At 45.6% G+C, this 22,189-nt stretch carries 20 protein-coding genes; 6 read left to right on the top strand and 14 right to left on the bottom strand.

Annotated features, from left to right (window positions below; genetic code table 11):
- Nucleotides 1-4 precede the first annotated feature (4 nt).
- Complete coding sequence (rplM, locus tag RIG68_RS02370) at nucleotides 5-454, bottom strand: 50S ribosomal protein L13 (protein ID WP_350073619.1); 450 nt, start codon at nucleotides 452-454, stop codon at nucleotides 5-7.
- A 154-nt stretch (nucleotides 455-608) separates the two neighbouring features.
- A complete protein-coding gene (locus tag RIG68_RS02365) occupies nucleotides 609-1,319 on the bottom strand; it encodes an RluA family pseudouridine synthase (RefSeq protein ID WP_350118238.1) in 711 nt (236 codons plus the stop codon).
- 116 nt (nucleotides 1,320-1,435) lie between these two features.
- Here RIG68_RS02365 and RIG68_RS02360 point away from each other — a divergent pair, with 116 nt between their 5' ends.
- From RIG68_RS02360 to RIG68_RS02350, 3 genes are all read left to right on the top strand, one after another.
- Nucleotides 1,436-2,896, top strand: a complete 1,461-nt coding sequence (locus RIG68_RS02360) for a M14 family metallopeptidase (RefSeq protein ID WP_350118236.1) — start codon at nucleotides 1,436-1,438, stop codon at nucleotides 2,894-2,896.
- A 243-nt stretch (nucleotides 2,897-3,139) separates the two neighbouring features.
- Nucleotides 3,140-5,905, top strand: a complete 2,766-nt coding sequence (locus RIG68_RS02355; protein WP_350118234.1) for a phosphoenolpyruvate carboxylase — start codon at nucleotides 3,140-3,142, stop codon at nucleotides 5,903-5,905.
- Between the two features lie 59 nt (nucleotides 5,906-5,964).
- On the top strand, nucleotides 5,965-7,017 hold the full coding sequence (locus RIG68_RS02350; protein ID WP_350118232.1) for a glycoside hydrolase family 113: 1,053 nt from the start codon (nucleotides 5,965-5,967) through the stop codon (nucleotides 7,015-7,017).
- Here RIG68_RS02350 and RIG68_RS02345 read toward each other — a convergent pair.
- From RIG68_RS02345 to RIG68_RS02320, 6 genes are all read right to left on the bottom strand, one after another.
- Complete coding sequence (locus RIG68_RS02345; protein WP_350118230.1) at nucleotides 7,014-8,081, bottom strand: VOC family protein; 1,068 nt, start codon at nucleotides 8,079-8,081, stop codon at nucleotides 7,014-7,016. The two genes, RIG68_RS02350 and RIG68_RS02345, sit on opposite strands and share 4 nt — an antisense overlap.
- Before the next feature lie 5 nt (nucleotides 8,082-8,086).
- Nucleotides 8,087-8,782, bottom strand: a complete 696-nt coding sequence (locus RIG68_RS02340) for a TIGR04283 family arsenosugar biosynthesis glycosyltransferase (RefSeq protein ID WP_350118228.1) — start codon at nucleotides 8,780-8,782, stop codon at nucleotides 8,087-8,089.
- Between the two features lie 175 nt (nucleotides 8,783-8,957).
- Nucleotides 8,958-10,040 (bottom strand): sensor histidine kinase, encoded by a 1,083-nt coding sequence (locus RIG68_RS02335; protein WP_350118226.1) that lies wholly within the window; start codon nucleotides 10,038-10,040, stop codon nucleotides 8,958-8,960.
- Between the two features lie 6 nt (nucleotides 10,041-10,046).
- Entirely contained in the window at nucleotides 10,047-10,736 is a 690-nt protein-coding gene (locus tag RIG68_RS02330) for a response regulator transcription factor (RefSeq protein WP_151996371.1), read from the bottom strand.
- A 148-nt stretch (nucleotides 10,737-10,884) separates the two neighbouring features.
- Complete coding sequence (locus tag RIG68_RS02325; RefSeq protein WP_350118224.1) at nucleotides 10,885-11,721, bottom strand: DUF3108 domain-containing protein; 837 nt, start codon at nucleotides 11,719-11,721, stop codon at nucleotides 10,885-10,887.
- Entirely contained in the window at nucleotides 11,718-12,746 is a 1,029-nt protein-coding gene (locus tag RIG68_RS02320) for an aminopeptidase (protein ID WP_350118223.1), read from the bottom strand. The genes RIG68_RS02325 and RIG68_RS02320 overlap by 4 nt, the downstream gene beginning before the upstream one ends.
- A gap of 127 nt (nucleotides 12,747-12,873) precedes the next feature.
- On the opposite strand from RIG68_RS02320, the gene RIG68_RS02315 reads away from it, so the two are divergent.
- A complete protein-coding gene (locus tag RIG68_RS02315) occupies nucleotides 12,874-13,290 on the top strand; it encodes a hypothetical protein (RefSeq protein ID WP_350118222.1) in 417 nt (138 codons plus the stop codon).
- A gap of 106 nt (nucleotides 13,291-13,396) precedes the next feature.
- Complete coding sequence (gene recA, locus RIG68_RS02310; RefSeq protein WP_350118220.1) at nucleotides 13,397-14,428, top strand: recombinase RecA; 1,032 nt, start codon at nucleotides 13,397-13,399, stop codon at nucleotides 14,426-14,428.
- A gap of 77 nt (nucleotides 14,429-14,505) precedes the next feature.
- On the opposite strand, the gene rny is transcribed toward recA, so the two are convergent.
- From rny to rpsT, 6 genes are all read right to left on the bottom strand, one after another.
- Nucleotides 14,506-16,071: a ribonuclease Y gene (gene rny, locus RIG68_RS02305; RefSeq protein WP_151996367.1), complete on the bottom strand. Its 1,566-nt coding sequence runs from the start codon at nucleotides 16,069-16,071 to the stop codon at nucleotides 14,506-14,508.
- Between the two features lie 86 nt (nucleotides 16,072-16,157).
- On the bottom strand, nucleotides 16,158-16,445 hold the full coding sequence (locus RIG68_RS02300; RefSeq protein WP_151996366.1) for a cell division protein ZapA: 288 nt from the start codon (nucleotides 16,443-16,445) through the stop codon (nucleotides 16,158-16,160).
- Nucleotides 16,446-16,763: 318 nt separating this feature from the next.
- Nucleotides 16,764-19,181 carry a phenylalanine--tRNA ligase subunit beta gene (gene pheT / locus RIG68_RS02295; RefSeq protein ID WP_350118218.1) on the bottom strand — a complete coding sequence of 806 codons (2,418 nt, stop codon included), beginning with the start codon at nucleotides 19,179-19,181 and terminating at the stop codon, nucleotides 16,764-16,766.
- 86 nt (nucleotides 19,182-19,267) lie between these two features.
- Entirely contained in the window at nucleotides 19,268-19,870 is a 603-nt protein-coding gene (locus tag RIG68_RS02290; RefSeq protein ID WP_350118216.1) for a DUF1684 domain-containing protein, read from the bottom strand.
- A gap of 5 nt (nucleotides 19,871-19,875) precedes the next feature.
- The gene (gene radC / locus RIG68_RS02285; RefSeq protein WP_350118215.1) at nucleotides 19,876-20,583 is read right to left on the bottom strand and encodes a RadC family protein; all 708 of its coding nucleotides are present in this window, start codon (nucleotides 20,581-20,583) and stop codon (nucleotides 19,876-19,878) included.
- 112 nt (nucleotides 20,584-20,695) lie between these two features.
- Nucleotides 20,696-20,950: a 30S ribosomal protein S20 gene (rpsT, locus tag RIG68_RS02280; RefSeq protein WP_350073591.1), complete on the bottom strand. Its 255-nt coding sequence runs from the start codon at nucleotides 20,948-20,950 to the stop codon at nucleotides 20,696-20,698.
- A gap of 116 nt (nucleotides 20,951-21,066) precedes the next feature.
- On the opposite strand from rpsT, the gene RIG68_RS02275 reads away from it, so the two are divergent.
- Nucleotides 21,067-22,101 carry a zinc dependent phospholipase C family protein gene (locus RIG68_RS02275; protein WP_350118213.1) on the top strand — a complete coding sequence of 345 codons (1,035 nt, stop codon included), beginning with the start codon at nucleotides 21,067-21,069 and terminating at the stop codon, nucleotides 22,099-22,101.
- Nucleotides 22,102-22,189: the final 88 nt, after the last annotated feature.

The following is a 22,189-nucleotide window of genomic DNA, read 5'->3' as shown; positions in this document are numbered from 1 at the left end:
AATACTAATATGTTACCTTGATTTCTTTTGGTTGTTGTGCAGCATGAGGGTGCTCAGTGCCTGCATAAACATAAAGGTTACGGAATTGCTCTCTGCCCAAGCTATTCTTTGGAAGCATTCCTCTTACTGCCATCTCCACAAGTCTTCTTGGGTCTTTTTCCAACACCATTCTAGGTGAAGCAAAACGCTGACCACCAGGATAACCTGTGTGACGGATGTATGTTTTGTTGTTCATTTTCTTACCAGTAAGGCGAACCTTCTCGGCATTCAAAATGATCACGTTATCTCCACAGTCCGCATTCGGAGTGTAGCTAGCTTTTGTCTTCCCACGAAGAATATTAGCCACCCGGCTTGAAAAACGACCAAGAATCTGATCAGTAGCATCAATCACTACCCAGTTCTTCTCAATTTTCGCCTTGCTTAGAGACTGTGTTTTGTAGCTTATCGTATCCATTTATCGAAACAGCTTTAATTTCTTTATTGTGTACAGAATATACCTTGCCCTCAAAAAGGGACACAAAGATAGAAGTATAAAAATTGAATTACAATAATGCCCTGAAAATATTTAAGTTAGCTCCGGCCGCTTGCCAAAATCAACTTCTGCCGGATTAGCTGTTCTTCTCCAACTGCTTGATCAACACCTCAAAATCCTTTGGGTAAGGAGCCACAGCCCCTACTTTCCTACCATCAAGGTCTTTGAAGGCCAACTCATGGGCATGCAACGCATAGCGCTTGATCAACGGTTGCTCTTCTTCAAACTTGCCAATGTTAAACTTCCTCTTGAGACTGGACAAGTAAAGCCACTTACCACCGTATAGCTCGTCGCCGGCAATAGGCGCCCCCGCATAAGCGCAATGCACTCTCACCTGATGCATACGGCCCGTCAGCGGCTTGCAGCTCAACAAGGTGTGGTTGGAAAACGCTTTTACAGAATTCAGTATCGTCTCCGATGCCTTTCCTTTCCGGCTAGGCTTTACCTCACCCTTTCCAGTTGTAAGCAAGGGAACAGCCACTTTGTGATCTTCAAACTTGTGGATGCCATCCGTCAGCGCATGGTATATTTTATACACCTTCCTTTTTTCAAACTGAATAGCCAGGCTTCTGTAGGCCTCGGGGTTTTTGGCGATGGCAATCACTCCCGATGTGTTTTTGTCGAGCCGATGCGCTACCTGAGCATCGGCTACATAGCCCCTGGCCAAATCGAGTATGTTTCGCTCGCTCTGTCTGTCCATGAGGGTAGAAAGAAAAGGAGGCTTGTTTATCAGCAGGTAGTTCTCATTTTCAAACAAAATCCAGTCCTCAAATTTTTCTTTCTTCATGAAGCAAAACTAATTCCGACCACAAAGCTATCACACAAAAAGCAAAAAGCCTCCAATGGTTGAATTAAGGTTGCCAATAGATGATATTTATCCTTCCTTGTTGAAAAGAACCCAATATGAAAAGATCAACCTTCCTGTTTCTTACCGCATTGCTCTGCCAGCAGGCTTTCGGCCAACAGAATGAATTTCTGGCAAAAGTGGAAACAGCCTATGACGACTTCGCTGAGAAAAGCATCTCAGTAAGGCGGTTCAAACACGGCGACGTGGAGCCACTTCTTTTGAACCTCAAGACAAAACAAGGCTTCGCTGTTACCAAAGCAGGCGAGAGCATAGAGGGGCGGAGCATTTATTTGGTGAAAGCCGGTACAGGCCCGGTAAAGGTGCTGCTTTGGTCGCAAATGCACGGCGACGAAACAACTGCCACCAGAGTGCTGCTCGATATGTTCAACTTCCTTTCTGACAAAAGCACATTTGCCAAAGAAAAGGAAGCCCTTTTAAAAGGCGTCACTTTGTACTTCATTCCCATGCTGAATCCCGACGGAGCGGAGCAATTTCAAAGAAGAAATGCCCTGGGTATTGACATCAACAGAGATGCTGTAAGGCTACAGTCGCCGGAAGCACAGTTATTGAAGCATGTCAGAGACAGCCTGAATCCTGATTTCGGTTTCAACCTGCATGACCAAAATTCGGCTACCAGTGCTGGCAGCACCGGAAAGCCAGCGTCTCTGTCTTTTTTGGCACCCGCCTATAACGAAGCAAAAGACATTAATGAATCAAGAAAGGCCGCCCTGCAAGTCGTGGTCAAACTTAACAACCTGGTGCAAAACTACATGCCCGGCCACACCGCCAGGTACGACGACACCTTTGAGCCGAGGGCGTTTGGTGACAACATTCAGAAGTGGGGAACCAGCACAATACTAATCGAATGCGGTGCCTACGCTGACGACCCTGAAAAGCAAGTAATCAGAAAGGTGCATTTTCTTGCTCTGTTGGGCACTCTGCAAAGCATAGCCGACGGCAGTTACAAAAAGCTTGACAGTAACGACTATTTCAAAATACCTGAAAATGGAAGATATTATGTTGATCTACTCGTTAAAAATGGACAAGTAGAGTTGAAAGACAGCTGGTACACAATGGATCTGGCGATTCGACTGAGGGAGAACACCAGGGAAGACCTCAGAACCTATGAGGTAGCGGGCTATGTCGAAGATGTTGGAGATATGTCGGTCTATTTTGGCTACGACGAAATTGATGCGACCGGAATGACGATCGTGCCAGGGAAAGTTTACCCGGACATTTTCGAAACAATAGAGGCCATTCCAGCAGACAACATCGACAACTGGCTACAGGAAGGGTACACTTATGTGAAGGTGAGAAAGTCTGCCGGGAGATATGTTGACTTGCCGATCAATATTATCGGCGCTTACCAAACACCTGATGAAAGCATCTCATTCGGTGATCCCGCCACATTTATCATCACCAAAGATGGAAGGGTTATGTTCACTGTAGTGAATGGGATGGTTTATAACCCTGCTGCCAACGACAAAGGAATAAAAAACGGAATAGTAGTAAGGTAGCACATGCAGTGTCGAGCTTCTACGTAATTAATGGATGGCGGCGCAGTCTCAACTACTACATTAAACTATTTCAATTTTTTCACAAAAAATTTGAGAATTTCATAAAATTACACAACCCGTACTAATCTCCTCTCTACTCACATAGCCTTTCCATTAAGAATCACTATTTTTGGAAGCCCTAATTTACACTCAGTCGGCTTGAGCCCCGGTAAAGGCCATGCCGATCTAAAAAATTATAGTTGTATGAGAGACGTGCTGGAACAGGTAAGGATTGAACTTGGCAAGCCTTACGAAGATTTGACCTTTTTACTGGAAGCCCTTAAGGATTCGCTGTCCGAAAACGGAGAAGAAGCCATTGCTTCCAAGATTCCCTGGATAAACAAAATAAATTTTAGCAATACTGATCAACTTACCGAAAAGGAGATTCAGCTCTACTCACTGGTGTTTCAAATAGTAAACATGGTTGAGGTGAATGCCGCTGTGCAGAGTCGCAGGCATTTAGAAGACCAGTCGCTACCAAGCATCAGTGGTTTGTGGGCCAAAAATTTACAATCGCTCAAGGAGGCTGGAGTCAGCCCAAAAGACATTGCCAGCAAACTCGCCGAGATTTCAATTGAGCCGGTGCTCACGGCACACCCAACGGAAGCCAAACGTGCATCCGTTCTCGAGCACCACAGGGAGCTTTACCTCCTCATTGTGCAGCGAGAAAACCAGATGTACACAAAAAAGGAGAAGGACAATATCAGACATAATATCAAGCTGGTATTGTATCGACTTTGGAAAACAGGAGAGATTTATGTTGAGAAACCAGACGTAGCCTCGGAATTAAGGAATATACTTCACTATCTCGTAAATGTGTTTCCTGACGTGATACCGGTGCTTGACCGTCGAATGATACAAGCGTGGGACGACGCAGGTTTTGAGAGGTCTCTTCTCCTCAACAACGCCGCCTTTCCGAAGATCAGCTTTGGTGACTGGGTGGGCGGAGACAGAGATGGTCACCCCCTGGTGACTGCCCAGGTGACCGCCGAAACGCTGCAGACCTTAAGACTCAATGCCATCGTGGTAGTTCGCCGCCGGTTGCTTATGCTCGTAAAGCACCTTAGTCTGGCCTGCGATATTGATAAAGTGTACCCCCCACTAAGAGAGAGGGCTTACCACCTGATGCATGAGTTGGGTGAGAAAGGAATTGAAGCTTTGCAACGCAATAAAGGTGAAGCATTTCGCCAGTTCGTCAATATTCTGATGGCCCGACTGCCCATTGACACCAAAAGGGGGCATGCCACTGAGCTACAAGACTTCAAAGGCGCCTATGCGGGTTCAAAAGAGCTCATAGACGATCTCACCATTTTAAAAGACGCCTTGATAGACTATGGTGCCAAATCTATTGCCTTTGATGAGGTGATAGGAGCCATTAGGATCGTAGAAACGTTTGGCCTACACCTGGCCCGCCTCGACATTCGGCAAAACAGCGCATTTCACGACAAGGCTATTTCTCAGCTGATGGACGCCGCCGGGCTGAAAGGAGCAGAGTACCTCCAGTGGAACGAAGAAGAGAGACTGGCGTTTCTCAACAAAGAGCTAGCCTCCAACCGGCCGTTTGCCAACAAGAATATTCCTTTGGGTGAAAACGCCCAGGCGGTGGTGGACTGCCTCAAGGTGGTGGAGCAACATATTTCAAAGTACGGTTCAGAAGGCATTGGTTCACTCATTGTCAGCATGACCAGGAGTGTTTCCGATTTGCTAGCCGTTTATCTGCTGGCGAGAGAAGCAGGACTAACAACCCAATCGGAAGAAGGGCTCGTTTGTATTTTGCCTGTGGTTCCATTGCTTGAAACGATCGAAGACCTTGAAAACGGTGGCCAAATTTTACAAGGCTTTTTGGAACATCCTTTCACCAAAAGAAGCATTAAATACATAAAAACTAAGAATCAGGCCAGCTCGCTCTTCCAGCAAGTAATGGTAGGATATAGCGACAGCAACAAAGATGGTGGCATCATGGCCAGCCAGTGGAACCTGTACAAAGCACAGTCTCGACTGAGCCAAATTGGACGTGATCTGGGCGTGAAAATTGTGTTCTTCCACGGCAAAGGCGGATCAATCAGCCGGGGCGCTGGCCCGACACACTACTTCGTTAACGCCCTTCCGCATTCTTCGCTTCAAGGAGCGATCCGGTTGACCGAACAGGGTGAAACCATAGCGCAAAAGTATGCCAACAAGGTAAACGCCGAATACAACCTGGAGCTGCTGGTTGCAAGCACTGCGGCCAGAACTATTTTGGACGGAGTGACCGAAAGAAAGTATCACCCAATGGCTGAAATTCTTGAAAAGCTTGCCAACGAAAGCAAAGGCTACTACGAGAACTTAATGCACGAAGAAGGATTTATACAGTTTTTCAGAGAAGCTACACCTATCGATGCTATTGAATCCAGTAAAATTGGCTCACGACCTGCGAGAAGGTCCGGTGCCAAATCGCTTGAGGATCTGAGAGCCATTCCGTGGGTATTTAGCTGGAGCCAGTCGAGGTACAATATGACTAGCTGGTTTGGTGTTGGTTCTACCCTGCAGAATTTGAGAGATAATCAGCCCGAAATCTATGCGGAGTTCAAGAAGGCTATCAAGTTTGATCCTCTCATCCGTTATGTTTTCACCAACATCGACACCAGCCTTGCTTCCACCGATGAATCGATCATGAGGGAGTATGCTTCGCTGGTAACTGATGACAAAGTGAGAGACAAATTCCTCAACATCTTTATTTCAGAGTTAAAGAAAACAAGTGAAGCACTTGAAGGCCTTTTGGGAAGACCAATGAAGGAAAGGCGTAGAAACCACTACTACTCCAGTCTTTTGAGAGCTTCGCTAATGGACAACCTTCACAAAACACAGGTGAGCTTGCTTAAAAAGTGGCGCAAAGAGAAAGAGGAAGGATCAGACAAGACGGAGGTAACCCTCACTCACTTGCTCATTACCATCAATGCCATAGCAAGCGCCATGCGAAATACCGGTTGATGAATGATTTGAATTGCGCCTGAAAAGTGTCATATTTCTCAATATTTCGCCTTCAGGCTATGAATCATCTTAAACTCTCTGTACTTGTCTCAGCATTTATCGCCACGACGCTGTCTGGTTGCTATATGCAAAACGCCCCAGTCCATTTGGGGCAAAAGATAAGCGGTGTGTCTTTGGTGGCCGGCAGAGAGGTAAGTCCGGGGGAAGAGCTTGAGCACTTGGACAGCGTGGGTGCCAAATGGGTAGCCATTATTCCCTTTGCCTTTGCTCCCGGTCATTCTTCAGAGCTGCACTTCAATCATTCCCGTCAGTGGGGAGGGGAAACGACTAATGGCGTTGCTCAACAGATTGTGGCTGCACATAACAAAGGCCTGAAGGTAATGGTAAAGCCGCATGTGTGGGTGAGAGGCGACGGCTGGGCAGGTGATTTTGTACTGGAAACAGAGGAAGAATGGGCGGCATGGGAAGAAAACTACCTGAGCTACATCATGACCTACCTGAAAGTGGCCGATTCTCTTAATGCCGAAATTTTCTGCATCGGCACGGAATTCAATCAGGCAGTCATTCACAGACCTGACTTTTGGATAAAGCTTGCCTCTGCGTGCCGAGCCAACTTCAAAGGTAAACTAACGTATGCTGCCAACTGGGACAATTATATGGAGGTGAGCTGCTGGGAACAGGTGGACTACATCGGCATTGATGCATACTTCCCCATTAGCGACGAAAAAACGCCTTCAGTAAAACAGCTAAAGAAAAATTGGGCGGAGCCGAAAAAGTCACTGGAAAAGCTTTCACAAAAATTTAACCGCCCCATTCTGTTCACTGAATACGGCTACCGCAGCGCTGACTATGCAGCAGCTAAGCATTGGGAATTGAACGAGAAAGAACAGCCACTAAACCTGCAGGCCCAAAGCAATACGTATGAAGCGCTCTTCCAGTCTTTCTGGGACGAGCCATGGTTTTCTGGCGGGTTTCTTTGGAAATGGTATCCTGATCATCCTAAGGCTGGCGGAATGGAGAACAACGACTACACGCCACAAAACAAGCCGACAGAAGTTGTGATCAAAAAGTGGTACACCAGAGAAGCTAATATCCCTCAGGCAGGAAATTAGTCCATTGCTTTCGCTTTGGGACTCGCCATGGCCAACACCTTGAACATCCACCTGGCTAACGGCTTGTTTCCCTTTCGCTTCGTGAGATCCAAAAACCAACCATATTTCTTCATGATAGGGATTTTGTGAGTTTCCACCAACTCTATCAGGGCTCCGTCAGGGTCTTCCACATAGGCGAACCGGCCTCCGGCTTCTCCCATGGCAAAAGTTCCTTTGCTGTCAATGGTAAATTTGTGGCCAGCTTTGTTCAGCACGTTCTGAAGAGGCTCCATATCCAGCACGTCGAAGCAAAGGTGAATGAATCCACAGTCGCCCCAATATCTGGTATCGTCAAAAATTCTTTTTCCTGCTTTGTCTTTCCGTTCAACAAGCTCAAGCTCTATCCCTCCAAGTAGCTGACTAAATGCCCCCACTTGTCCGGGAGTTTTACTTAACACCAGCCGCCTAATGGCTGGCGATCCAGCATCGACGAACTTATCTCCATTGGCCTCTTCATCGAACACTACGCCTGACGTGCCAAGCAAAGTCTGGTAAAATGGTAGCGATTTGTCCACTGACGAAACCCCAATAACGGCTCCGAAAATACCCCCGGTTAGGTTACCATTCTCCCCGAACCAGCCTTCTGAAATCTCAACAACCTGGAATATATTGCCCATCGGATCCTTTACCCAGGCATACCCTCTCCCCTTAGCGTCCGTCAGAATCTCTGACACCTCCGCTTTGGCACTTTGAGCAAGTGCTACAAACGATTTAATGTTTCGGGTTTTGATCTTTAGGGCAAAAAGGCCCAGGTCGCCATACACCGGGTTAAAAGAGCAGTTACCGGGTGTTCGGCTTGTAAACTGCCAAATTTCCGCACCGCCACCGCCTGCCATGTTCAAGGCCAGCACGGCCCTTCTGGAATGCACCTCTCCGCCGGTGTAGGGCGTCATAAGTGCCGCTTCAGCCCTATCGTCGAAGATGGCAACAGACAGCCCAAACATTTTACTATACCAGGGCCAGTATTTATCGATATCCGGCACACCAATGCCTGCTTGCTGAACTCCAGTGATGTAACTTTCCATAGAACCTATTGATCAGTCTTGAGTAGTTTTTTATAAAGGCTTGTCAGCCTATGCTGAGAAGAGCCCCAAAAATACATGCTAAAAACTAAAAAGTTAGCAAATTGAACCCGAAGGTAGCTATTGGCGTCATATTTTCTTGCTGACACTACTATCTCCCTGGGTATGATCCGGAAGCTGCTTCTTTTCTTTATCCGTTCTATGATGTCATAGTCCTCCATGATCAGATAGTCCTCCTGAAAGCCGCCCAAATTCCAAAAAAGCTCTTTTGTGATAAAAAGCGTTTGATCACCGCCCCGACACCAAAGAAATGGGAACCTCGTGAAAAAAGCATTGATTCTAAGCGATGCCTTGTTCGAGTTAAAGCGATAGCGGTAACAGCCGCTTTCGTAATCCAGAGAGAGTGATTCAGAAATATCGGTAACGTAATCCGGCTCAACAACAACATCGGCGTGCACAAAGTAGAGCACATCGCCGCTGGCTTTTTCAGCGCCCAGATTCATTTGCACCGATCTCCGCCTAATGGCAGTTTTAACCACAACCGCCCCGGCAGCCGCCGCTAATCGGGCAGTGGCGTCACTGCTCCCTCCATCCACAACAATTATTTCCCTACTTCTGTCATCACCGTGCCGTTTCAGGCTTTCAATCAGACGAACGATATTCTGCTCTTCATTATAGGTTGGAATGATTACACTGATTGTCATTGATGGGTTGGGTTGTTCGGGTCTGCTTGTCCATTTGAAACTTGCCTAGTCGGTATTTGTTCACGCCACTTGAGTGCTATTTCCGTCCAGCAGGTGTCATCAGACTTACGGCAGTATAGCTGCTTCAAAAGCATCACCCAAAATTTAACCTATTATTTTTTCGTAGCGGCAGTTACTACTCGTCCTCGTCTGGTGAGTCGTCACGGAGTACTTCAATTTCCTCCACGTCGCTCTTACGGAGTTTAAAAAAGAAAGTGGAGCCTTTGCCTACTGTGCTGGTAACGCTGACTTTGCTGCCATGGGCTTCGATAATATGCTTGACGATGGCAAGCCCCAGACCAGTCCCCCCCTTCTCTTTCGACCGGCTCTTCTCCACCCTATAGAAGCGTTCAAAAACCCTCTTCAAGTCTTCAGGGGGTATTCCACGCCCGGTATCTTTGACGAATACCGTTACATCATGCTTTCCCTCTTCAAAATCGATCTCCACCATACCTTCATCCTTGGTATACTTGATACCATTCGAAATGAGGTTGGTCAGCACCTGATAGATTCTCTGAAAATCAGCGTGAACATAAATTGGGGCTTTCCCCAACTTCGTATAACTAAGCTTGATGTTTTTCTTCTCTGCTTTGTCTTCAAACTGTTCGAATATTTCCTCGGTAAGCTCCCGAACGTCAAAGTCCTCAAAGTGCATTTTTATTTCACCGGTCTCCATTTGGGAGATGGTTAACAGGTCGTGCACCAGAATATCCAGGCCATCCAGGCTCTTGGCGGCCTTCTTCAGGAACTTGATTCGAACAGACTTGTCTTCTACCGCCCCATCCAAAAGTGTGTGCACAAATCCCTGAGCGGCAAAAATGGGTGTCTTCAGCTCGTGGGAAACATCAGCAAGAAACTCCCTTCTGAAAGCCTCCATCTTTTTCAACTCGTCAATTTCCCTCTGCTTGATTTTTGCGTAGGAATAAATCTCTTCGTTGATTCTATTAAGCGGACTAAGGGGATTCGAAGAGGGATCATCTACTTCCGTGAAATCTTTTTTCCTTATGTTTTCAAATGCTTCGTTAATGCCATTGATTTCCTTAAAAAAAAGAAATTCGAGCACGAGGCTAATCAAGAGATAGGAGGATGAAAACGAAAGCCCAAATGCCACAAAAAGGGCTGTGACGGTTACCTGAGGCACCAGGTACAAAAAAGCGGTAGTAATAACGGATATAGAAACAGATAGCAGCAGCGCAAGAGCCCGGGAGTTAAGCAACATAAAAGCCTAGTTAGCCTCAAACTTATATCCAACGCCTTTCACGGTAGATATATATCCTTCTCCTATTTTCTCTCTGACTTTTCTGATATGCACATCTACTGTGCGTGCCAACACATAAACGTCGGTGCCCCAAATGTTCTGCAACAGATCATCCCGGCTAAATACTTTTCCGGGGTTTTGGGCGAGAAAGTACAGCAGCTCAAATTCCTTTTTTGGGAGGTTGATCTTATCCTCTCCAATTGTAGCAGTGTAGCTTGTCCGATCAATACTCAAATCACCCGCCGATACCTGATTGTTGTCCTTCTTCTTTTTAGAATCTCTTCTGAACAAGGCGTTTATCCTGCTCATTAAAGCCCTCGGCTTTATCGGCTTTGTAATATAATCGTCGGCTCCGATATCAAAAGCTGCTACCTCCGAGTACTCTTCAGACCGTGCCGTTAGGAAAATAACGAATGAGTTATTGAGCTCTGGTATTTCTCTTAGCTGCCTGCATGTCTCCACACCATCCTGATGAGGCATCATTATGTCCAGCAGAATGAGGTCAGGATGGTAGGTTTTGGCAATTTCAACAGCCTTTCTACCATCGAGTGACGTCTTTACGTCATAACCTTCTTTGGCCAGGTTGTACTTTAGCAGCTCTAATATGTCAGCTTCATCGTCTACTACCAGTACCTTTTGCGATTGCTTATTTCCCATTGTTCAAAGGGGATTACGATAATTTAAAACCAGGTCTTAGTGCTGTTTTTCTATCACTCAACTGAAAAATACCAGCTACGAATACTAAAGACGGGTTAAAAGTAGACAATAAAGAACTGAATGTAAAAGCGGTAACAATTTGTTAATACTACTCTTCAACGACCGCCAGCTTAGACTTAATATTCTTTGCGTCGGTGATATCAATATCAACCGAACCCACTAAAAACATCTTAGCTCTCACTTTTAATGGAATCTTGTTGGCGTCGTCAGACATCCATAGCAAGATTGCATCTTCCCCCTCGAAAATGCTGTTTTCGGGCATGACCGGGGCAAATACCAAGGTTTTGATCTTGCCAAGTTTAGTCTTCAGCACTTCACGCCTTACAAACCTGATTTTCATATCGAAAAGCTCTTTGTCGAAAAAAGCTTGTACCTGGAGGGTGTCATTAGGTTGAGTTTTTGAAAAATCAAGCGTGCGGATGTAGTAGTAACCGCTTACCAGATCCTGAATATTGGACGGTATGTCATACATTTTTGTGTCCTTGGGCTTAAAGGTATGCTTGTCCAGCGTGGTCACCTTGGCCTTTTCATTCTGGTGATCAAAATCAACCACTTCGTATTTTCTGTACCTTCCTTCCTGAATATTCCTGTAAAACTGATGGGGCACAAGAGAGGCGGTGTCATAGTAAGTGCCCCAGTTGTCCTTTACACTGTACAAGAAATCGGCCAGGCCTGTAGTCTTTCCGTAGACGTCGATGCGGTAGCAAGGCCTCCCGTTTCGCCTTTCAATATCCGGCAGAATGCTCATGGTAGCTTCACCGGCGGTCAGCATGCCAATGTGCAGCCTGTACTCCAAAAGCTCACCCTTTTTGAAACTTCGGTTACTAAGGGTTCTAAATGCACGATCACCAGCGTACTGACCGAACGCTGAAAAAATTCCTGCGAGTGCTATTAACCCACCTATTTTTGTCAGTATATTTTTCATAACGAAGGATATACTCCTTTTAAATAAGTCACATATGCCCTAAGGTCACCCCCAAACCTCTCTTGCAATTCGTTTTCGAAACTGGTCATCTTCCCACGGTACCTCAGGTATGACATAAAGAAGGTATTGTTGGGCAACCTGTTCTCAGCTTTCCACTGAAACGGCTTTCTTTCTTCGAAGCGCAGGGTGTCCAGGTTTTTCATAATGTCATAAATCATGTCTTTTTTTTGTTCACTTTTCATGGCAACAGACATTGATTCGTCCATAGTTTTATATAAGCTATCCAATTTTCGTGCCCCATTCAAATAGTGGCGGTAGATCTTTTCGTAATCGACCTCTGAATTTACATACGATGTAAGTTCAGCTGAGTTTTGCCCAAACCGGTTCTTTAAAAACTGAATGGCACCCACTCTTCCCACAAAGCTGGCCAGATTCTCATTAAACTCCACACTGTCTTTAACGTAAAGCGTGCCATGTGTAAGCTCATGAATGATCAATTCAGCCAAATCACCCTCAGACCTCTCCAGCATTTTACTCAAAATTGGATCCTTAAACCAGCCGAGTGTGGACCAACCGCTTACCATGCCGATATGCGTGTCGTAGCCATCTGAGTCCAGCCTCTCCCTTTCAAGCTTCGCCTTTTCCAGGTCAAAATACCCCTTGTAGGGAAACGACCCCAGAAACGGAAACTTCCAGCGATAAGGCACCAGGGCGAATGGCTCTGCAGCAGTTACGTTCCAGAGTAAATTTTCGCCCTTCTGATTATACATCGTCGTGTAGTTGTCAGAAGGGGAAATACCCAGAGAGTCGACGGCAAAAGACCTTATCTGCTGAATGAGCCTTAGCTTGGCCTTTAAAGAATCCGGGAAGTCGGGCGACTCGAGAAATTCCCCAATCGGTTGAGCTTCCCACAAGATCTCAAACTGCCCTTTGCCCTGCATCCACCCATAGCTGATCAAATCTCTATAATAGATCAATGCCGCTACCAAAAGCAGAACGATCGTTAAAACAATCTTTTTCTTCACGATTCCAATTTAGCTCTTCAACACCTAACGACGAAAAATATTGTATAGGAAGCAAATCGCCCAACCATTTAGAGTGTCAAGCGTATAATACCTTGTAAAACATAGTACTAATCATTACCTTGTCTATATGAAGTCTCCTGAACAATTTCAAAGGCACAATAAGATCATCGGAAAAATTCTGATTGTCGTATCACTTCTGCACCTTGTGTTCTCAGCTTTTATGTACAACGCTGTCTATTTTTTCGATAGCTGGGAAATATTTAGTGATATCCATATAGGTGGGCTTACGCTCAGACATCCTGCTGCCCTTATGTATGCCTTCCCGTTTTTCTATGTTGGGCTGGCCCTTATTGAGTTTGTGTTGGCTGCCGGCATTCTGGCTAACCAGAAATGGGCACAAAAAGCGTCGATGGCTCCTGCCGTTTTCTACTTCTTCAATTTTCCGCTGGGCACAGCATTTGGTATTTATATCTTCCTCACTTTCTGGGAAACACCCACAGACGCTGAGATGGAAGTCGGGCAAAAGGCGGAAGAGAATAGCTGAAGGCTATTGTTGTGTGACAGGGTAAATCTGCCCCTGATAGCGTTGGTATTTGAGGCGAATCATAGTAAATTCACAGCCCCAATACTCAATATTTTAATCACATATCATGAGCGATAAAACTGAAAAACTGAAGGCGCTGGCGCTGACCATCGACAAACTTGAAAAAACTTACGGCAAAGGCACCATCATGAAGCTGAGCGATGAGCGAGTGGTTGATGTCCCCGCCATTTCTACGGGCTCTTTGGGGCTTGACATCGCTCTTGGTGTTGGTGGCATTCCAAGAGGTAGAGTAATCGAAATCTACGGGCCGGAATCATCAGGTAAAACCACTCTTTCGATGCACTGCATAGCAGAGGCTCAAAAAAAGGGAGGTCTTGCTGCTTTCATTGATGCGGAACATGCCTTTGACAAATCCTATGCAGAAAAGCTTGGTATAGACACCGAGAACCTGCTCATCTCTCAGCCAGATAATGGAGAGCAGGCACTGGAAATTACAGAGCACCTGATCCGTTCAGGCGCTATTGACATCATTGTGATTGACTCCGTAGCTGCCCTTGTACCCAAAGGAGAACTTGAGGGAGAAATGGGTGACAGCAAAATGGGCTTGCAAGCCAGGTTGATGTCTCAGGCATTGAGAAAGCTGACAGGTACTATTAATAAGACTGGCTGTTCCTGTATATTCATCAACCAGTTGAGAGAGAAGATTGGTGTGATGTTCGGAAACCCTGAAACAACCACCGGTGGTAATGCACTGAAATTTTACGCTTCTGTAAGGCTTGACATTCGTCGTGTGGGCCAAATCAAAGAGGGGCCCGACAATGTAACGGGTAACCGCACCAGGGTGAAGGTAGTAAAGAACAAAGTGGCACCTCCATTCAAAATTGTTGAGTTTGACATCATGTACGGCAAAGGCATCTCCAAAGTGGGTGAGATCATCGACATTGGCGTTGATCTGGACATTGTGAAAAAATCAGGCTCGTGGTTCTCGTACCAGGAAACCAAGCTGGGCCAGGGAAGGGACTCAGTGAAGGAATTGTTGCTTGACAACCCTGAACTGATGGAAGAAATAGAAAAGAAAATCAAAGAAAAAATTGCTGGTGTTGCTGCTCCGGCTCCTGCAGTGGCAGAAAAAGAATAAACAAACAAAAAGCCTTTAGTTTTCCGACCCTCGACGGCTTAAAACTAAAGGCTTAATTTTTTTAACAGAATACCGGTCTACTTGGCGTAGGCAATCGATCTCATCTCACGAATAACTGTCACCTTTATCTGTCCCGGGTACTGCATATCTCTCTCTATCTTCTGGCTAATCTCAAACGACATGTCCCCAGCTCTTTGGTCAGACACCGAATCAGCGTCCACAATCACCCTGAGCTCACGGCCGGCCTGAATGGCATAGCACTTGTTCACACCGTCAAACTCCAGCGCCAAAGCTTCCAGCTCCTTCAGTCGACGGATATACGACTCCATCACCTCTCGACGGGCACCCGGCCTTGATCCTGAAATAGCATCACATGCCTGAATGATAGGTGAAATCATCGCTGTCATTTCCACTTCATCGTGGTGAGCGCCAATGGCGTTGCAAACATCAGGATGCTCTTTGTATTTTTTGGCCAGCTCCATACCCAGGATCGCATGCGGCTGCTCTGGCTCTTCCGGCCACACCTTGCCAATATCATGTAGCAGACCTGCTCTCTTAGCCATCTTGGCATTGAGCCCAAGCTCAGCAGCCAGTGTGGCGCAAAGCTTCGCTACCTCTCTGGAATGCTGAAGAAGGTTTTGTCCGTAAGAAGAACGGAACCTCATCCGGCCAACCATTTTAATCAATTCAGGGTGCACCCCGTGAATACCCAACTCAATCACAGTTTTCTCACCAATTTCTACAATTTCGTCGTCGATGTTCTTGGCAGTTTTGGCTACAATCTCTTCAATACGGGCCGGGTGAATCCTGCCGTCCTGCACCAGGCGGTGCAAAGACAATCTGGCTACTTCACGGCGCACCGGATCAAAGCCCGAGATGATGATGGCTTCTGGTGTATCGTCAACAATGATCTCCACTCCTGTGGCTGCTTCCAATGCCCGGATGTTTCTACCCTCACGGCCAATGATCTTGCCTTTGATGTCGTCACTTTCAATATTGAAAATAGAAACACAGTTTTCTATGGCATGCTCCGTAGCAGTCCGCTGAATTGTCTGGAGAACGATCTTCTTTGCTTCCTTGGTAGCAGTCAGCTTCGACTCTTCAATAATCTCTTTAATATGAGAAGACGCCTTGGAACGAGCTTCGTCTTTCAGGGTCTCCACCAATTGTTCTCTGGCTTCGTCGGCAGTGAGGCTTGAAATTTTTTCGAGGATCTCCACTTGCTGCTGTCTGATTTTATCCAGCTCTTCCTTCCTCTTTTTCATTATCTCCATTTGTGCGTTCAGATTCTCCTTGGCAGAGTCCAGCTCAGCCTCGGTTCTCTTGTTCTGCTCAAACTGCTTTGACAGCGCCTGCTCTCTTTGCTTGATCTTGTTTTCGTTGGAGATGATGATGGCCTTTTTCTTATTAGACTCCTCCTCAAATTCCTCCCTTAGCTTCAGGAATCTTTCTTTGGCTTCAAGAATTTTATTCTTCTTGATGTTCTCAGCTTCAATCTCAGCTTCCTTTACAAGTAGCTTACTCTTTTCTGCAATGTCCGATTCCTTAGACGCATAGGATTTCTTAAGAGCCATTCTCCCCACGAGAAAGCCAGCCACAATCCCCACAAAGGCAAATAGGATGATATATACGGTTGTGTCCATAACATTTAATATAAGGTGTATACTATTACTAGTTAGCACCAGCAGAAATTGCTACAGAAGCACAGTGTAAAAAATGATATGCAGGTTTATAAGGCCTGGGTGATCAGATGATTTAGGTGAGTAATCTTTTCTAGTGTTACCTGATCATTGTCTACAACAGTCTCGTCGACTTTCAGTTTTTCAATAAGCAAGTCGAAGGACACCATTGCCAGCAAGTCTTGTGGATCGTCGATGCCAAATTGTTCCTTGTACGACTTCATCCTTTCATTCAATTGCTTGCCTGCCTGACGTACCATGCCCTCTTCATGAGCCGATACCTTCATTGGGTATTCTCTGTTGCCTATTTTTATCCGTATCGAAAGCTGTTCCCCCATCACTTATCCTTACAGGTTATTGACTCAAATGAGCAATGCACCTATCTATCTCCTTAATATATTCATTTAATACTTGTTTGAGTTCTGTCGAGTCGTCTCCGCTCAATGCCAAACTATCAGCAATCTTACTAATTTTAAATTTATTTTGGAAGTCGCTTATCTGATGTTCCTTCGAACTCAAAACACTACGGAGCTCGTCATTCTCTGTTTTCGTATGATCTAACTCCTTTTTCAGGTTTTTATATTCATTTAAAAGAAGAGAAATCTTTCTTTCCAATGAGTTTAATTCCGAGTTGAGTTGGTTTGAGTTCATAGTAATCACTTCCTTATTATTGCGCCAAGCTGACTTTCAAAAGCAGCTATCAATGCATTCATTGTTTTGTCAATTTGCTTGTCCTTCAGCGTTTCCTTCTCATCCTGAAGAGTGAAACTGATGGCGTAAGACTTTTTGCCGGCCTCCAGTTTATCTCCCTCATACACGCTAAAAACATTCAACCCTTTAATAAGCCGACGCTCCGCTTGCCTCGCTACTCTCTCCACCTGCGAAAAACTCACTGACTTATCCAGCACTATTGACAAGTCACGACGCACTTCCGGAAACTTGGGCACCTCAGTATAATCAATTGTGCCTTTGTACCACTTCAGCAATTGCTTCCAGTCGATGTCAGCATAAAAAACCGGCTGTCTCACCTCTGCCAGCTTTAGCGCCTTCTTGTTTACCTGCCCAATGCTTGCAAACACTTTCCCGTTCAGCGAAAAATCAAGGCCCGACTCAAATGTCTTGTCTGAGGTGGGTTGAGTCTCGTATCCTGAGATGTTCAATTTATTTAAAATTTGCTGCAAAGCAGCGGACAAATCGTAGAATTCTATCGCCTTGGTTGGCTGTCTCCAGGTTTCCTCATGAGAGGCACCTGTTGCAAACAATGCAAGCCTATTTTGCTCCCGGTATTTTCTACTGTCCTTCTTATGATAGGTCTTTCCAAACTCAAAAAACTTCAAATTTGCTTGGCGGTGGTTGTTGTTGTAAGCCACAACCTCCAGCCCGCTGAAAAGCATCGACTGGCGCATTACCCCCAACTCCTCACTCAGCCTGTTGAGAATAACGACATTCTGCTCTTCCTCGTACAGTCCTGACTTGATGCCGTACTCAGCATTGGTCAGAGAGTTTGTAATAATCTCATAGTAAGATCTTGCGGCCAGGAACTCCGAAATTTTAAGCTGAAGTTTGTTGTCATCCACCGCCGGAAACTCAGACAAAGTTGCGGCACCAATAGTCGCCGATAATTCAATATTATCGATGCCATATACTCTTAACACCTCTTCGACGACGTCAATTTCTCGCTGCACGTCGACACGGTAAGGCGGCACAACAGCTGTGAAGTCATCGCTGGTTAAGTCTTCTACACCAATCTGCAGATTTTTTAGAATGGCCAGAATGGCCTCCCTTCCAATATCCTTGCCTATAAGCATATTGACTCTGGCAAAGCGAACTTTGAACCTGAAGTCAGCAATTGGCTGAGGGTAAATATCTACTATATCGGAGCTAATGCTTCCTCCCGCCACTTCTTTTATAAGTAATGCAGCGTGTTTCAAAGCATTTACGGCCCCATTTGGGTCGATACCCCGTTCAAACCTGAAAGAAGCATCAGTTTTCAGACCATGCAAGATGGCAGTTCTTCTCACATAGTCAGGAGAGAAGTAGGCAGACTCAAGAAAAATACTAGTCGTGGTATCGGAAACTCCAGAATGCGTGCCGCCGAAAACGCCTGCTATACACATTCCTTCCTCTGCATCGCAAATCATCAGGTCATTGGCCGAAAGCTTCCTCTCTTTCTCATCCAATGTGGTAAACTTAGTCCCCTCAGGAAGAGTCTTGACAACTACTTTCCCTCCTTTAATTTTCGCCGCATCGAAAGCATGCAAAGGCTGTCCTACACCGTGACAGATATAATTGGTGACGTCAACGATGTTATTGATTGGAGTAAGCCCTATAGCCTCCAGGCGAGCTTTGAGCCATGACGGCGAAGGCCCAACTTTCGGGCCCGTCAATGTAACGCCTGCATATCTTGGACACGCTTCTGTGTTTTCAACAGAAACGTCTATTTTAAGAGACTTATCATCTGCCTTGAAAGCATCAATAGGAGGGAACTTCAAAGGCCTTCCGTAAAAAGCTGCCAGATCTCTGGCTGTGCCGTAGTGCGAGGTGGCATCAGCCCGGTTGGGTGTCAGGCCAATTTCAAATACATAGTCTGTGGTTGGCTTAAAGTAATCTGCCGCTGGCGTGCCATTAGGTAACTGCGTATCGAGTACAATCACTCCTCCGTGATCGTTGCTCAGGCCTATTTCGTCCTCTGCGCAGATCATCCCGTTCGATTCTTCGCCTCTAATCTTTGCTCTCTTGATTTGAAAAGGTTCACCTGTCTTGGGGTGTATGGTTGTGCCGTTGGTGGCCACCACTACCCGCTGCCCTTTTGCTACATTGGGAGCACCGCAGACAATGCCTAACAGTTCGGGCCCACCCACATCAACTTTGGTTAGCTTCAGCTTGTCAGCATTGGGGTGGGGTTCGCATGCCACCACTTCACCCAGCACCAGGCCCTCCATGCTTCCGGGAATCTCCTCATGAAATTCCAACCCTTCCACTTCCAGCCCCAGCCCGGTAAGCACCTTTGAGACCTCCTCGGGCTTCTCTGTCAGATCAATATATTCCTTCAGCCAATTATATGAAATCTTCATTCCTTGCTTCTGTTCTTCCTTATTTAACTCGTTTCAAAAAAAACGAAGGGGTAAAATTAACCAAATAGCGTCAAGTAGTAGGCGAGCTAGTAGTTTTTTTCGCCTGCCTCTATAGCGATGTCCAAAACATTCTCTTTCAAAGGAAGGGGGCATGAATAACTGCTGTTGTACTCACAGTATGGATTGTAGGCCAAATTGAAATCCAGCAGAATTTGTCTGGCATTTTTTACCGACACGTCGAGATAGCGACCCCCGCCATAAGTTGACTCTCCACTGGTAGCGTCTGCAAAAGCCAGGAAGGTCACATTTTGCATGCCTGGCCCCGCTTGCCTCAGCAAGGTCAACTTTTTCCGCTGACCTTTGATCTCAAACTCAACGAAAGCAAATTTTTGGTATTGCTGCGTTTTCCCGTCGCTAGTTCCCAGTGTTACAAGCTCCCTGGCTTCCAACTGATTAACATTCGCCATAACTTTGTAGGCAGGGTCAGCAGGGAAGTATTTTAGCTCGGTAAATTCTTTTCCTTTGAATGGAGAGTCGGACGAACTCCGCATAAATTCGTTCTTCTCCTGACGCTCCTTTTCTATAGAAGCTATGTATTCTTCGGGTGATTCGTCGCCGGAGTTGGCTAAAAAAATAGCGACACCAACAACCACTGCAAGAACACTGATAATCAACTTAGAACCTTTCATCTTATCTATAATGTTGCTTCGTCTGCAAAACTATAATATCCCTCGTCACAAAAAATCAAATGGTCAAGTACATGTATCTGAAGCAGCTCACCGGCGGCCTTCATAGACTTGGTGAGCCTGATATCTTCCTGACTTGGCCTGGAGTTTCCTGACGGGTGATTATGTGCCAGAATTATGCCCGTGCAGCCAGGCAGCTCCAGTGCCTTTTTATAGATAACCCTGGGATCGGCTACGGTGCCATTGATTCCGCCCAAACTCACTTGTTGCACAGAAATTAATTTGCCTCCACGGCCCAGAAAAATAACCCAAAACTCCTCATGGGCGAGGTCAAGCAAATAAGGCCTCATGAGAATATAGGCCTCCTTACTGGTGATAACTACAGGCTTTACTTCTATGGCTTGCTCCTTTCTTCGCCGACCCAATTCAAGTGCGCTCATGATAGTAATGGCTTTGGCTTCACCAATACCTTCAAAAATGGTGAAATCGGCCATGCTAAACTTGCCCAGCGCATTCAGGTCGTTGTTTGCCTTTTGGAGGATCATTTTAGCGAGGTCGACGGCAGAGTGTTTTTTTGTGCCGGAGTTGATGAGAATGGCAAGCAGTTCGGCATCTGACAAAACCGATTTGCCTTTCAATATGAGTTTTTCTCTCGGCCGGTCATCTTCCGACCAGCTTTTTATTGACAGCCGTTGCACGTAGTTACCTTCTGACATACTTGATTGATTTGCTTCTTAAGGTAACCAAAAACAATAAATCAACCACCAATAAAAACGAAAAGCCCCTTCAAATTGAAGAGGCTCCTTAAATATTCTGCTAAATCGGCGTTTAGTCTAGGGCATTAACTAGCTTAGCCAATTTTGATTTTTTGTTAGAAGCATTATTTTTATGGATAATGTTTCTTTTAGCAAGCTTGTCGATCATGCCTGCTACTTTTTTGTAAAGCTCAGTGGCTTCTGCTTTATCAGTCGCTCCAACAAGCTTTTTGATAAAGGTACGAGTCGTTTTGTGCTGATAACGATTTCTCAACCTTTTAGCTTCTGTAGAACGAATTCTTTTTAACGAGGATTTATGATTAGCCATACTATTTTAGTACTTGCGGTAAACAGTTCATTTTTAGAGAGCGCAAAGATAAAAGTATTGTTTGAATTTACAAAACCCTCTCGGAATATAATCTCCAGTTAAGCAACTGAAAGCCTATGCGTCCCGACAGCAAAGTGACAACATTCTCAGCTTCATTTAAAACTACTTCGCTATTAGTCGTTTTTGGGACGTTAATCGCAAATATATCATTTTCGAACCCGGGCAGCGGCCGATGGGGATTTTTTGCTCACCAAAAAATAAACCACCTGGCTGTTTACACATTACCTCCAGAATTAGGGGTTTTCTTTAAATACCATATCCAATATGTGGAGGAAAATGCTGTTAACCCTGACAGACGGAGGTATGCAATTCCTGAAGAAGCGGCCAGGCACTATATAGACATCGACATTTATGGAGACAGCGCCATTTACAACATGCCAAGGTATTGGAACGAGGCCGTTGAAAAGTACACTGAAGACACACTTCAAGCTTATGGCATCGTCCCATGGCACATTGCTACAATGAAAAACTTCCTTACAAAAGCTTTTCGGGAAAAAGATATTGATCGAATTCTTCGCTATGCTACAGACATAGGCCATTATATAGGCGACGCCAACGTGCCTCTGCACACTACGGAGAACTACAATGGCCAGCTCACCAATCAATACGGCATACATGGCTTCTGGGAATCGAGGTTGCCGGAGCTGTTCTTCGAGAATTACAATTTTTTTGTGGGAAAGGCAGAATATGTAAAAAACCCACAGATGGAGGCATGGAAAGCGGTCACAAATGCGCACTTAGCCCTCGATTCGGTGCTGCGGTTTGAGAAGCAGCTAAATGATCAGTTTGCAGAAGACAAAAAGTATACGTTTGAAGAAAGGGGAGGCAGCATGACTCAGACCTATTCACGTGAATATGCGGCAGCTTTTCACCAAATGCTGGGGGCACAAGTCGAAAACAGAATGAGGGCCTCGATAAAGATGGTAGGTGACTTTTGGTTTACCTGCTGGGTAGATGCCGGTCAACCTGATATGTATGAACTTGTCAAAATACAGCTCACCGAAAGGCAAAAGAAGGAGCTTGACGCTGAATTGGAGGCCTGGAAAGTGAGGAAAGTGAGTGTTAGAGAACATGAAGAGGGCGGCAATTGAAGAAGGTTACTGCCCCAAAATAATTCATCTCCCGCATTGACGACATGAACAGTTAACCACTTGTCGGCCAAACGACAAGTAATTCATT

The sequence above is a fragment of the Imperialibacter sp. genome, from assembly GCF_040222385.1.
In the GTDB taxonomy this organism is placed as follows: domain Bacteria; phylum Bacteroidota; class Bacteroidia; order Cytophagales; family Cyclobacteriaceae; genus Imperialibacter.
Note: the sequence above shows the minus strand (reverse complement) of the source record. Positions and strands in the feature narration are given on the sequence as shown.

Bases quoted from the DNA above. Each gene is read 5' to 3' on its own strand.
- RIG68_RS02345 (WP_350118230.1), bottom strand. From the start codon at position 8,081: ATGGAAAGTTACATCACTGGAGTTCAGCAAGCAGGCATTGGTGTGCCG.
- rpsT (WP_350073591.1), bottom strand. From the start codon at position 20,950: ATGGCTAATCATAAATCCTCGTTAAAAAGAATTCGTTCTACAGAAGCT.
- RIG68_RS02325 (WP_350118224.1), bottom strand. From the start codon at position 11,721: ATGAAAAATATACTGACAAAAATAGGTGGGTTAATAGCACTCGCAGGA.
- rplM (WP_350073619.1), bottom strand. From the start codon at position 454: ATGGATACGATAAGCTACAAAACACAGTCTCTAAGCAAGGCGAAAATT.
- RIG68_RS02350 (WP_350118232.1), top strand. From the start codon at position 5,965: ATGAATCATCTTAAACTCTCTGTACTTGTCTCAGCATTTATCGCCACG.
- radC (WP_350118215.1), bottom strand. From the start codon at position 20,583: ATGTCAGAAGGTAACTACGTGCAACGGCTGTCAATAAAAAGCTGGTCG.
- RIG68_RS02365 (WP_350118238.1), bottom strand. From the start codon at position 1,319: ATGAAGAAAGAAAAATTTGAGGACTGGATTTTGTTTGAAAATGAGAAC.
- rny (WP_151996367.1), bottom strand. From the start codon at position 16,071: ATGGACACAACCGTATATATCATCCTATTTGCCTTTGTGGGGATTGTG.
- RIG68_RS02315 (WP_350118222.1), top strand. From the start codon at position 12,874: ATGAAGTCTCCTGAACAATTTCAAAGGCACAATAAGATCATCGGAAAA.
- RIG68_RS02290 (WP_350118216.1), bottom strand. From the start codon at position 19,870: ATGAAAGGTTCTAAGTTGATTATCAGTGTTCTTGCAGTGGTTGTTGGT.
- RIG68_RS02360 (WP_350118236.1), top strand. From the start codon at position 1,436: ATGAAAAGATCAACCTTCCTGTTTCTTACCGCATTGCTCTGCCAGCAG.
- RIG68_RS02330 (WP_151996371.1), bottom strand. From the start codon at position 10,736: ATGGGAAATAAGCAATCGCAAAAGGTACTGGTAGTAGACGATGAAGCT.
- pheT (WP_350118218.1), bottom strand. From the start codon at position 19,181: ATGAAGATTTCATATAATTGGCTGAAGGAATATATTGATCTGACAGAG.
- recA (WP_350118220.1), top strand. From the start codon at position 13,397: ATGAGCGATAAAACTGAAAAACTGAAGGCGCTGGCGCTGACCATCGAC.
- RIG68_RS02300 (WP_151996366.1), bottom strand. From the start codon at position 16,445: ATGGGGGAACAGCTTTCGATACGGATAAAAATAGGCAACAGAGAATAC.
- RIG68_RS02275 (WP_350118213.1), top strand. From the start codon at position 21,067: ATGCGTCCCGACAGCAAAGTGACAACATTCTCAGCTTCATTTAAAACT.
- RIG68_RS02355 (WP_350118234.1), top strand. From the start codon at position 3,140: ATGAGAGACGTGCTGGAACAGGTAAGGATTGAACTTGGCAAGCCTTAC.
- RIG68_RS02335 (WP_350118226.1), bottom strand. From the start codon at position 10,040: ATGTTGCTTAACTCCCGGGCTCTTGCGCTGCTGCTATCTGTTTCTATA.
- RIG68_RS02340 (WP_350118228.1), bottom strand. From the start codon at position 8,782: ATGACAATCAGTGTAATCATTCCAACCTATAATGAAGAGCAGAATATC.